This is a genomic window from Streptomyces melanogenes (genome assembly GCF_014649795.1).
Taxonomy (GTDB): Bacteria; Actinomycetota; Actinomycetes; order Streptomycetales; family Streptomycetaceae; genus Streptomyces; species Streptomyces noboritoensis.
On the sequence record NZ_BMTS01000033.1, the window covers coordinates 1 to 12,152 of the forward strand.

A 12,152-nucleotide genomic window follows, 5' to 3' on the forward strand; every position below is an offset into this window, starting at 1 on the left:
ACGGAAGCCATGAATGGCAGAAGACGTAGAGCCACACCTGATGCCCCTGGGCGGGTCAACCATACGAGGGGCTCACCCTGTCCCGCTGAACAACGTAGGGAAGACGTAGGCCCGCGTTGACATCTCAAACGCCCGTCTTGGGCCGGGGCTCTTGCAGCCCCCGGGTGGGCGCCCCTGCCGGCGGGTACGGGCATGGCTGGGGTGTACGCAGGGCGTGCTCCAGGCGCTCGGTGAGGAAGATGCCGCGCATCCGACTTGAATCAGGGCCAATGCCGCAGCGATGGGAATGCAACCGGCGAGGCGCCCTCTGTGGTGATGTGACTTTCCGGGAGCGGGGGCGCGGCTCGTGGTTCACGGCGCGTCAGGGAAGGCCGCTACTGGACCAGTTCGAGGTGTCGATGGTCGGGGGACACGGGGCAGACGTGGAGCTGGAGGTCGTAGCCGCGAGCCAGGTCGAGCATCGTGGGGTTCCACGGCTGGGGGTCGGCAGGTGTCTGTATCGACCGGGCCCGGTCCTCTTCGGGAATCCAGCTCTCGGAGCTGGGGTCCCATTCCGCCGAGGCGATGGTGAGCAGCGGGTCCATCGCGCTGGCGCACACCTCACACACCCGGTCAACCGGGTCGGTCAGACCCCACCGGGTCCAACCACCGACCTTCCAGCCGGGCGCGTGGGACACCTGGTCCATGTAGAACTCCTCCGGGGCGGACTGGTAGGACCTGTCCACCGCCGGCCCGGCCGGCTGCCAGCTCTGCCACTCGCCCAGTTGCTGCTGGTCCTCCTCGTCCAGCTCAAGGAGGTTGGGATACTCGGTGATCTGCTCGGGTGTCAGCAGGCACGGGCGCGGAAGGTAGCCGGGGAACTGGATCGCGGATGGCTCGGGCGGCGCTGCGAGGACGTCGGTGACTTCGGCGGCCGACCGCCAGTACAGCGCGGTCCTGGGGTGCGCCGGATGGTCGAAGGGGCACCACAGCACTTGGAGCAGGTCGGCGTTCACCGCCCTGGGAGGCCGCAGCTGAGGGACGTCGCGTACGTACAGCTGGGCCACGGGCAGCATGGGGACGGGGCCGTCCGGCCAGGGGCGGCCCGCGGCGATCCGCTGGTCGATGGCGCGTTCCTCGGGGGTGTAGCGCTCCATCTCGGGGATGCCGGACGGACGGCTCGCCACGGCAGCCCTGATGCGGCGCCGCTGCCGTACGTCCTCGGGCGAGAGCGCGGGGTTGACCCGGTCCCATACGTGCGGGCCGTCGCAGTGGGGCCAGGGCTCGTCGGCGGGCCACAGCAGCGGCCCGCCGACGGAGCTGTCGTGCGGTGACGGCGACCCCGGGTGCGGGTGCAGCCGGGTCGCCGTGCGTGCCAGCGGGGCCAGCCGAGGAAAGAGCGCGGCGACGTCGAGCGGCCGCGCGGGGGTGGTACGACTCATGCTGGCTCCCGATGGCGTGAGCGGGTAGGGCTAGTTTCCGAGGTTGTGCTGGCCAGTATCGGCCTTGGTGTTGGGGATGTAGACGTCGGGGAACAGCGGCTGCGTGGTGCCGTCCGCCCGCTGCACGGTGGCCTTCATCGTGACTCCCACCGGCACGGTGCTGGTCGCGTCCAGGTAGGTGGGCGTCACCTGGTAGAAGATCGCGTCGTTGGCGCCGAAGTTGTTGTCGCCCAGCAGGGTCTGCGCCTCGTACTCATAGGTGCGCATGCTGGGGGTGCCGGTGTTCATGCCCACCTGCCAGCAGGGGACGAGGTTGTCCTGGCCGCCGTCGCGCGTGCGTCCCTTGCCGCCGAGGATGTTGGCGATCAGGTGGCAGCGGGCCAGGCCGTACGGTGCCTTGGTGCCCGGTGCGGCGAGCGGCTTGGCGTAGATCTGCGCGTCCTGCCAGCCGGTGATGTCACCCGAGGCCGAGGTGCCGTTGCCGATCTTCTTGCCGAGGCACGCCTCGGCGGCGGTCGGCCTGGTACCCGCCACGTCAGGGGTGGGGGTGGTGTTCTTGTTGCGGTGGGCCACCGTCTCCGTGGTGTTCTTGATCCACCCGTCGCCGTTGGGGAGCGTGTCGGACGGCCTCGTCTGCAGGCAGGCGCCCCGCGGCTGGGAGGTGGTGCTGGCGATGTCCAGTTTGAACTGGTCGCGTTCCAGTACACGCTGGTTCGCGTAGCCCTCGGCGAGCTGTGCCAGGGCGGCCTGGTTGTCGGCCTGCGGAACGTGGGCGCGAACGCACCGCTTGCTGGAGTCCGCGCCGCCCAGGTCGTAGATGTCCCATCCGCCGTTGCTGGCGTTGGGGATCACCTCGGCGCACTGGGCGCCGTCGGTGCCGCCCTCATGGGTGGAGGCGAAGGGGAATTCGCCGCAGCTGTCGTTCGGGACGAGGTCGGACCTGTCCGCGAAGGGCTGCGAACCCCCGCAGGTGCGGTCGGTGCGGTCGGCGATGCCGCTGCGGGCGCGGGTCAGCGGCTTGGCGCGGCCCCAGCCGTCGGTGAGGTTCTGCTGCGCCCACAGGTATCCGGCGGCGGCCGCGCCCGAGGTCGAGGTGCTCATGCTGACGACCGGCACGACGCTGGGCACGACGCATCCGGCGGCGGGGGTGCTGTTGGGGGCGCTGGTGTCGCGGACGTCGTCGTCGCAGCGGACCTTCTCCGGGTTGTCCCAGGAGGCGTTGGGGTCCGTGGCCTGGGCGCCGGGGGCGGTGACGTACAGCTTGTACGAGGTGGTGAAGTCGACCTTGGTCCCCGGGGCGGGGGAGGAGGAGTAGGACACGTTGCCGCTGACGGACTGGCCGGTGGTCAGCTGGCCGCCGTACCAGGGGGCGGCCTTGGTGACCTTGCAGCCTGCCGAGCACTCGGCACGGAACTTGGCGGTCAGGGTGGTGACCGCCCCGGTGGCGCCGGTCATGGCGACGGTCACGTTCTCGTTCCACGCCGTGCGTGCGGCGGGCAGCAGGGCGCTGCTCGCCACGGTCAGCGTGCCCGTGCCGACCACTTTGCCGTTGGTGTCCTTGAGCGTGTACAGCACCTCGAGGCCGTTCACGCAGTAGCCGAACCGGCTGTAGTTCCACGTCCCGGGAGCCGCGATGGCGCAGCTGCCCTCATTGGTGGCAGCGGCGGCGGCCTGCGGCTGGGCGACGGCGCGTGCCTGGCGCTTGGGCTGTGCCACCGGCTTGGTGCGTGTGGTGACACATGCCTTGACGGCACCGGCCCTGCGCTCGCGCGAGCCGGCGAGCGTGGGCTCGCACCGCTCGCCGGAGCCCGGCTTGAGGGGGAGCGTCCGGGTCGGGACGGCAGCGGGGGAGTGGGGGCCCTGGTCGATGCGGCCCACCTTGGGGTGGGCCGGGGACCCCAGCGTCTTGCCGGTGGAGGCATCGCCGGCGGTGCGTGCCGGTGCCGGGTGCCCGTCCGCCGTGGCCGTGCCGGTCGCGGTGATGGTGAGGGCGAGGAGGACGCCCGGAAGTATGCGTCTTGCGCGTGGTGAAAGCATGGTTTCTCTCGGTAGGAGCACGGCCCGCGTGGCCGTGCTGGAGACCGCTCCCCGTGCCTGGGGCGCATGTGGCGCGCCGGAGCGGGGCAGGGGGAGCCGGGGCGGCGGGAGAGCCCGGGAACCACCGGGCTCTCCCGCCGCCCTGGTGCGTGACCGTCCTCAGCGGGAGGAGGGACGCGGGGGCGGGGCGTGGGTCAGGAGAAGACCTTGACGATGCCGGAGACGACGTCCTCGGCGACCTTCTCGACCTTCTTGACGACCGGCTTGGCCACCGAGGCGGCCTTCCCGCCGCCGCGGGTGACGAGCTGCAGGGCGCTGCGGCCGGCGGCTGCGGCGAACTGGGCGCTGCCGAAGCCGTATTCGATGCCGTTGGCGAGCGCGCTGATGCCGGAGGCGACGGCGGACACGCCGAGGCAGACGGCGGCGATGCTGCCGAGGACGGGCGCCGCGGGCCAGAACACGCAGGCGATGCCGAAGCCGGTGGCCAGGAGTCCGGCGGCGACACTCACCTTGTCGGCGGTGTCGGCCCACCACTTGGCGTCGTTCCACCACTCGTCCTTGCCGCCCTGGCCGCCGGTCCCGGGCTGGCTTCCGCTCCCGGGCTGGGTCCCCTTCGGGTTGACCTGGTCGTTGGTGGTGGAGTTGGAGGGGTTGCGGTTGGCGTCCTTGTCCTTCTGGGCCTGTTCGGCGGCGGCTTGCGCGGCCGCCTGGATCTCGGCCGTGCGCTTGTCGGCCGCCGTCTGGCGGGCCTCGGCGGCGGCTGTGGCGGCCGTCTTGGCGTCCCGCCCGGCGGCGAGCTCGGCCTGGTGGGCGTTGGCGGCGGAGGCCGCGGCCGCATAGGAGGAGGCCAGGGCGCTCTGGGCCGCGTCGATGGCGCGGTTGGCGGAGTAGTTGGCCGCCCGCGAGGCCCCCTGCGCGGTCGCGGCCGCGTCCTTGGCCTTGTTCGCCGATGCCTGGGCGTCGTTGGCGGACTTGTCTGCCGCTGTCGCGTGGTCCTGGGCCTGCTTGGCGTAGCTGTCCGCTGCGGTGGAGGCGTTGACCGCCTTCTGGGCCCACTCCTGGGCCTTGACCCCGGCGTCCCGTGCCTCGGCCGCGACCTGGGAAGCGAGCGCGGCGTCGCGCTGTGCCTCCTGGGCGATCTTGGCGGCGGCGGCGATGGTCGCCTGCATGGCGGCGGCGTGGCTGAGGGAGTCGAAGTCGAGCTGGGCGGCCTTGTGCTGGACGGTCTCGACGAAGCGCCGGCGCATCCAGGCGGGGCCCTCCATCGCCACTTCTCCGTATGCCTTGGCGTAGGCGTCGCCGGAGGCGATCACCTTCATGGTGGCGACGGCGTCGTCCTCGGCGATGGCGTGGGTGAGGTCCTCGTCGAAGAACTTCTGGAGGGCTTCGGGGGTGTTGGCGTTGAGTGCGTCGTTGGCGGCCTTGGTGACGGTCTTGCCGGGCTTGGAGTTGAGGATCTTGAGGATGTTGACCCTGTTGTCGTCCGCCCGGGACTTGATGACGCCGCCGGTGTTGAAGTCCCCCTGGGCGGGCACGCCCCCGGCCAGGGCCTGGACTGCGGCCCGGGCGACAGCCGGTTCGGAGACCTGCGCGATGAACAGGATGGTCTCGCGGTCGTCCTGGGCCTGTGCGAGCTGGCGGTCGAGGTCGATCCAGGAGTAGACGTCGTCGTCGGTGCCGGCGAGGGCGAACCGGGCGGCCTGGCGGGTCCAGGTGCCCCGGGACTCCAGCAGCGCGGTGGCGGCCTGGCGGCCGAGGGTGGCGGCGAGAGCGAGGTTGTCGCTCTGGAGGGTCTGCTCGGCCCGGGCTATGAGGTCCTTGGTGGCCTGGGCGGTCTGCTGGGCCTGTGCGCGCTTGTTGAGGGCCTCGGCGCGCTCGCTCTTGTCGATGAGGGCGAGCTGGGCGGCCTCCTTCATGCCCTGGAGCCGGTCGGCGGCGAGCATCGCGGCCTCGGCGTCGCGAGCGTTCTTCTCCACCACCAGCGCGTCGGCGATGGCCTGCGTGGCGAGGTTGGCCGCCTTGACGGCTTCGTCGGCGTACGCCGTGGACTTGTTGGCGAAGTCGACGGCCTGCCCGGCGAACTTGACGGCCTCCTCCGCGGCGGCCGCCGCGTTCTCCGCGTGTGCCGCGGCGGACTTCGCTGCGGCGTTGGCGGCGCGCGCCGCGCGGGCTGCGGTGGAGGCGAGGGCTTGGGCGGTGGAGGCGGCGTTGGTGGCCTGGTTGGCGGCGGAGGAGGCGATGTCGGCCTGGCGCTTGGCCTCGGCGGCCTCGCCCTGGGCGACGCCGGAGGCGCTCGCTGCCTGGGCGGAGGCGTTGGCGGCCGCGGCGGCGTTGCGCGCCGCGGAGGCGGCGGCGAGGCCGGCGCTGGCGGACTGGTCCGAGGCGGTGGCAGCGTCGTCGGCCGCCTTGGCGGCGCTGTTGGCCTTGGCGGCGGCGTCGCGGGCGGCGACGGCGGCGTTCTTCGCCTCCTCGGTCTTCGAGGCGTCCTTCGACGCGGCGATCGCCGCGTTGTAGGCGCGGGTCGCGGCCGAACCGGCCGCCGCTGCTGCCTGGGATGCCGCGGTGGCGGCCCAGGAAGCGCGCTGGGATGCCTGGACGGCGGCGGTGGAGGCGTGGATGGCCGTCCGGGCCGCGGACGCGGCGCCGCTCGCTGCGGTGGCGGCCTGGCGGGCGGCCTCGGCGGACCTGCGGACGTCCTCCTTGGCGCGCTCGGCCTCGGCCGCGGCGGTCTCCGCCTTCAGCCTGGCTTGTTCCGCGGCCGTCTTGGCGCGCTCCGATGCCTCGACGGCGAGGTCCGTCTGCTCGCGCGCGCGGGCGCTCTCGCGTTCCACGATGGCGACCAACTGGCCGATGGTGGCGGCCTCCTGGTCGCGGGCGCGGGCGATGTGGACTCCGGTGTCGAGGTACCACTGCACGTCGTCGGCGGTCCCGCTCAGGGCCCGGTTCGCGTACTTCTTGACCTCGGGTCCGGCCGTGGCGAGGCTGCGCAGGATGTCCACCCGGGCGTCTTCCAGCCGGGCGTTGTACTGGGTGGTGAGCAGGAACTGCTCCAGTGCCCCGTCCGTGCCGGCGCTGAGCGCGGTGTTGCCCTCGCGCTTGACGCTCCTGCCGCTGTTGGCCATCACGGTGAGGGCCGTGACCCGCATGTCCTCGGTGATGGCGGAGCGGAACCCGTCCTTGACGAAGGCGGCCACCGCGTCGTCGCCACCGTTGAGGGCCGCGGTGGCGTCCCGGCGGATGCTCTTGCCGCCGTTGCCGAGGTAGGTGAAGGCGGCGACGCGGTTGTCGATGCGCGTCGCGCGCGGCAGCTGCTCCGTGAGGAAGGTGGTGATGTCCTGGTCGGTGCCGCTGAGCGCGTACGCCGCGGCCTGCTTGACCGAACGCCCGCCGAGAATCCAGGCCTTGACGGCCTTGGCGCGGTCGGTGTCAGGAAGGGCCAGCGCGTCTGCGGCCGTCGGGGTTCCGGTGGCGGCCCGCACGGGCGTGGTGAAGAGCCAGGGAGTGGAGAGTGCGGCCGTGCCCGCCGCGACGGCGGTCGTGAAACGGCGCCGACTCCAAAACGTTTCCTGCACAGAAAGACCTTTCTGGTCTCGATTCCTCGGGTGAGGACCTATCCCGCCCGGGATATCTCACCGTGGCGGCGGTCGCCTGACTTTATGCGCGGAAAGCGGTCCGGGAACACCTGGCCGGAATCTGACCCTGCGCCTGGCGCAAAGATGGCTGGATCTCGCCCTCAAGTTTTCGCAAAACCGATACAACCATTTGAGTCTGTGACCCAAGTCACGGACCTAGTGGTGGATTTACAAGTTTATGTACCATTTATCCACTTGGCTGGATCTTGCATGGCTGCTTTCATTCAGGAGATCGTCAGCCACCGGCCAGCGCCCTCGGAGATCCCCTCCATCGGCGTTTTCCGGTGCTGTCCGGGGGGACGCGCAATACATCGTGGAACCCTCTTGCCCATGTATGCGCGCGTGTTCTTCCAGAGGCGCCGACGCATGCGGGGAAAACTCTGGAACGACATCTGAGGACGAAAATGAAGGTACGTAGCACCGTCCTGCGCATCACTGCCACCGCCGCAGCCGCAGGGGCTCTGGCCTGGGCAGTCATCGCCGGTGGGGCGAGCAGCGGCGCCAACGGCGATGCCATCGCGAGCAAGCCGGTCGCCGAGGACGGCCCGGGTTACGCCATTGAGGACTTCGCGTATCCGAACGCCGACAAAATCCTCGCCGAGCAGAAGATCAAGCTCAAGCGAGGCGACGGCCACATCGTTCTCGCCCCCTGCACGGGCGCTCCGGAACTGATGGAGGTCTTCTCCCACCAGAACGAGAAGATCTGCTTCAAGGTCACCGGCGACAAGGGGTATCTGAGCCTGGAGGTCCCAGCCGTGTTCGGGGTAAAGGGAAACAACTACGCCGCTCAGGTCGAGATGACCACCGGGACCGAGCAGAAGACGTTCCCGGTCGACAAGAACACGTGGACCGCTGTCGGCGAGACCGCGGACGAAAAGGGCCGCGACTTCATGCTCCTGGAAATCCGCACCAGCAAGTAAGGACCGGTCGGCGCCGCACCGCGCCGCCGCTCGTGTGAGCCCGTCGGCCCCCGGGCCGACCCCCTCTCCGTCCGCGCGGCCCCGTCCGCCCACCCTGTCTTCGAAGGACATACGTGTCTGCACACCGTCCGCGCGCTACGCGGATCTCCGGCCTGCTCGCCACCTCGGCCCTGCTGTCGATGGGCCTGATCACCGCCACCCCCGCCGCCGCGGTCACCGGCCCCGAGGCCGCGACCGGCGCGCACCCCTACGCCGTCAAGCTGTCGATCGGCACCGACGAGTCCTTGCGCGCCTGCACCGGCGCGCTGGTCGACCGCTTCTGGGTCCTGACCGCCGCGAGCTGCGTCGCCACCACTCCGGGCGCCTCGGTGGAGGCGGGCAAGCCCGCCCTCGCCACCCGGGCGACGCTCAGCGACGGCAGGACGCTCGATGTCGCCGAAGTCGCCCCGCGCACCGACCGCGACGTTGCCCTGCTGCGCCTCGCCGCCCCCGTCACCTCCATCGCCCCCGCCGCCCTGTCCGGCACAGCCCCGGCGAGCGGCACCGAGCTGAAGGCTGTCGGCTTCGGGCGCACCAAGACCGAGTGGGTGCCGGACAAGCCCCACACCGGCACCTTCGCCCTCAACGCCACCACGTCCACCACCCTCGCCATCACCGGCAAGGGCACCGACGTGCTCTGCAAGGGCGACACCGGCGGCCCGCTGCTGGACGCCTCCGGCCGGATCGGCGCGGTCAACTCCCGCTCCTGGCAGGGCGGCTGTCTGGGAGCCCCGGCGACGGAGACCCGTACCGGCGCGGTAGCCAGCCGCACGGACGACCTCGCCCCCTGGCTCCAGCAGGTCCGCTTCACCACCGCATCGCTCCAGAACGCGCACAGCACCCGCTGCGCGTACGTCGGCTGGCGCACTCCCGACAACGGCGCCCCGGCCCAGGCCGTCGACTGCGACCCGCAGTACGCCGACCAGGTCTGGAAGCTGGAGCCGGTCAAGGGCGGCTATCTGATCCGCAACCACAACAGCAACCGCTGCCTCGTGGTGTCCTGGCGCACTCCCGAGGACGGCGCGCCCGTCACCCAGTACGACTGCAATGCCGACTTCGCCGATCAGGTGTGGAAGCTGGAGCCGGTCACCGGTGGCGGCTACTCGGTGCGCAACTCGGTGACCGACAAGTGCATGTACGTCTCGTGGCGCACGCCCGAGTGGGGCGCCCCGGTGACCCAGGTCGGCTGTGACTCGCGCTACGCCGACCAGGTCTGGAAGATCTGAGCGGCTCGCCCCCGAAATCCGCGGCGGCCGCTCCTGCGCCTCCGCATCCCCGCGCGGCTCGCGCCCGTGTGCGCGAAAGCCCGCTCCTGTTCGAAGGATCACTCCGCATGTCCCTGCTGTATTCCCGTCTGATGCGGACGGCCGGTCTGGTGGTGACCGCCACCGCCGTCACCGCCGGGCTGGTCACCGTCGGCACCGCGCAGGCGGTCACCGGCCCGGAGGCCGCCGCCGGTCAGCTCGCCTCCGCCGTCAAGCTGAGCATCGGCGACGTGGAGAGTGGCCGCAGCTGCACCGCGACGCTCATCGACCCGTCCTGGATCATGACGGCCGCCAGCTGCTTCGCCGCGACCCCCGGCTCCTCCGTCCCCTCCGGCCGCCCCGCGCTGGCGACCACGGCGACCCTCAGCGACGGCAAGTCCCTCGAGGTCACCGACATCGTCGCCCGCGACGACCGGGACGTGGCCCTGGCCCGGCTCGCCGCGCCCGTCACCTCGGTCTCCGCTGCGTCGCGCGCCGCCACCGCCCCCACCGCCGGTACCGATCTGGTCGCCGCCGGCTTCGGACGCACCGCCACCGAGTGGGTGCCGGGCAAGCTCCACACCGGCTCCTTCGCCGTCACCACCGCCAACCCGACCAGCCTGGCCATCACGGGCAAGGGCACGGACGCGATCTGCAAGGGCGACACCGGCGGCCCGCTCTTCAACGCCGCAGGCGAGTTGGTCGGCGTCAACAGCCGCTCCTGGATGGGCGGTTGCCTCGGCACCAACCCGTCCGAGACCCGCACCGGCGCCGTCGCCGCCCGTACCGATGGCCTGAACGACTGGATCGCCTCCGCCAAGCAGCGCCCGGCGGTTCTGAGGTCCGGGGCGACGCTGTCCTCCGGCGCGACGCTCACCTCCGAGTACGGCAAGCTCGTCATGCAGGCCGACGGCAACCTGGTCATCTACCACGGCACCGGCGGGGAAGGCCGCGGCGGCGCCCTGTGGGCGTCCGGCACGGGAGGCAACCCGGGCGCGTTCGCCCGGATGCAGGCCGACGGCAACCTCGTCGTCTACAAGAAGGGTGGCGGCGACTCCGTCGCGAACTCCGCCCTGTGGGCGAGCGGCACCTGGGGTCACGCGGGCGCCACCCTGGCGCTGGGCGCCGACGCCAACCTCGTGGTCTCCGAGATCGTCACCAACGGCAACGCGGGCACGGGCAAGCTCCTGTGGCAGACCGGAACCGGACCGCGCGGAGACAAGCTCGCCTCCGACACCAAGCTGATGCCGGGCCAGTGGCTGACCAACGGCAAGACCGTCCTCCTCATGGACATCCAGGGCAACGTCCTCATCCGCGAGCTGGCCACCGGCCGTGAGCTGTGGAGCAAGACCACCTGGGACTGGTACTCGTACCTGCACATGCAGAACGACGGCAACCTCGTCCTGTACAAGAAGGACGGTGGCCAAGGCAGGGATGGCGCCCTGTGGTCCACGCAGACGTGGAGCGGCGCCGGCTCGTACGCCTCCCTGGAGACCAACGGCTCCCTCGTCGTGCGCTGGAACTCCGGCGGCGAGCGCTGGGCCAGCAGCTCCTTCCGCGGCCAGCAGTCCGGCCGCTGCCTCGACAGCTACAACGGCAACGACGCCGTCATCTGGGACTGCTGGGGCGGCGCCAACCAGCAGTGGGTGACCACGGCCGCCAAGGAGCTGCGCTCGGGCGGCAAGTGCCTCACCGCCGAGCCCGGTGCCAACCAGGGCTCGCACCTCAAGGTCGTCGACTGCGACGGCCGCGGCGAGCAGAAGTGGAACGTCAACACCGACAACGCCACGATCAGCAGCGCCATCAAGCCCAACCAGTGCGTGAACGTGTTCAGCGAAGCCACTGCCAACGCGTCCGTCGTCGGCCTGTGGCAGTGCGGCAACGGCACCAACGCGCAGTGGACGCGCCCCTGACACATCCCCACCCGCCGGACGGGCCGAGAGCGTGACCACTCGGCCCGTCCGGCACCATCACCATCACAGCACCGGGGGCAAGGCCCGGCCCGAGAGGGCCAGGCCTTGCCCCCGGGTCTTTGCCGCGGCAGTACGTGGGTGCGGCCGACCGCCCTCCGTGCTGTCGTCGGCGCCGCCACGCTGCGGAACCGGGCTGCGTAGGCCGTGAGTTCGCGGGCGTGCTCCAGGGGCACCGGGTCCTCACGGACGGCGTCAGGACGACCGTGCGCAACACGGCACCACGGTGGAGGGCGAGGACATCGCTCCGGTGCACGGCTACGAGGACCACCGACGGCCGGGGCCGCGCGACGAAGGCCAAGACCTCGAAATCGTCTCGCGGGTCATTGAGAGAATCCGAGGGGCGAGAGCCCTCGGCGGAGATGGCTTGTCGGTTCAGGAGTCAAGCACGGCGGCGATGGCTTCGATCTCGACGAACTGGCCGTCGTAGCCGAGCACCGCAGTGTTTCCTGCGTTGCGGAGCGGTGCTCCGAAGTCCGTGGGGCAGGCCCTGGGATCAGGCCCGACCCGGTTGTTTCCGGACACATCGAATCCTCCGGCGCGGGGTGTCCCGGTCGCCAGGGTTGTTGTCCTGAGGGTGTCCCGGGACAACGGCGGTCAGAGCCGAGGTACGGGGCTGGCCCGTTCACGAAGCGAGTCCATCGCCGGTCCGAGGCCCTTGCACCCCACGTACGCTTCCGCCGCCCACCACCGCTTGATCGCCCACACCCGATCTTCACCTGTAAGGCCGTTGAACGTGCCGGGACCATGCACCTCGCCGGAGCCGATCCCCACCAGCCCTTGCTCAGCCCGGTCGTCTCCGCCGCCCTGACCGGATTTCCCCCATGCTGATCCAGGTGGGCGCGAACGAGAGCTTGGGCTCGACGACGGCGGTCCGGCGCCGACCCGG

7 protein-coding genes are annotated in these 12,152 nt (G+C 71.2%); 3 read left to right on the forward strand and 4 right to left on the reverse strand.

Going from position 1 to position 12,152, the window contains the following annotated elements:
* Positions 1-374: 374 nt before the first annotated feature.
* The 3 genes from IE252_RS38140 to IE252_RS38150 all read right to left on the reverse strand — a co-directional run bounded on the left by IE252_RS38140 (position 375) and on the right by IE252_RS38150 (position 7,030).
* Positions 375-1,421 carry a hypothetical protein gene (locus IE252_RS38140; RefSeq protein ID WP_190094089.1) on the reverse strand — a complete coding sequence of 349 codons (1,047 nt, stop codon included), beginning with the start codon at positions 1,419-1,421 and terminating at the stop codon, positions 375-377.
* 30 nt (positions 1,422-1,451) lie between these two features.
* Positions 1,452-3,458, reverse strand: a complete 2,007-nt coding sequence (locus IE252_RS38145; protein WP_190094090.1) for a DNA/RNA non-specific endonuclease — start codon at positions 3,456-3,458, stop codon at positions 1,452-1,454.
* Positions 3,459-3,652: 194 nt separating this feature from the next.
* On the reverse strand, positions 3,653-7,030 hold the full coding sequence (locus IE252_RS38150; protein WP_190094091.1) for a hypothetical protein: 3,378 nt from the start codon (positions 7,028-7,030) through the stop codon (positions 3,653-3,655).
* 464 nt (positions 7,031-7,494) lie between these two features.
* Here IE252_RS38150 and IE252_RS38155 point away from each other — a divergent pair, with 464 nt between their 5' ends.
* From IE252_RS38155 to IE252_RS38165, 3 genes are all read left to right on the forward strand, one after another.
* On the forward strand, positions 7,495-8,010 hold the full coding sequence (locus IE252_RS38155) for a hypothetical protein (protein ID WP_190094092.1): 516 nt from the start codon (positions 7,495-7,497) through the stop codon (positions 8,008-8,010).
* A gap of 113 nt (positions 8,011-8,123) precedes the next feature.
* A complete protein-coding gene (locus tag IE252_RS38160; RefSeq protein WP_190094093.1) occupies positions 8,124-9,275 on the forward strand; it encodes an RICIN domain-containing protein in 1,152 nt (383 codons plus the stop codon).
* 107 nt (positions 9,276-9,382) lie between these two features.
* Complete coding sequence (locus tag IE252_RS38165; RefSeq protein WP_190094094.1) at positions 9,383-11,206, forward strand: trypsin-like serine protease; 1,824 nt, start codon at positions 9,383-9,385, stop codon at positions 11,204-11,206.
* Between the two features lie 432 nt (positions 11,207-11,638).
* Here IE252_RS38165 and IE252_RS38170 read toward each other — a convergent pair whose 3' ends face one another.
* Complete coding sequence (locus tag IE252_RS38170) at positions 11,639-11,788, reverse strand: hypothetical protein (RefSeq protein ID WP_190094095.1); 150 nt, start codon at positions 11,786-11,788, stop codon at positions 11,639-11,641.
* Positions 11,789-12,152: the final 364 nt, after the last annotated feature.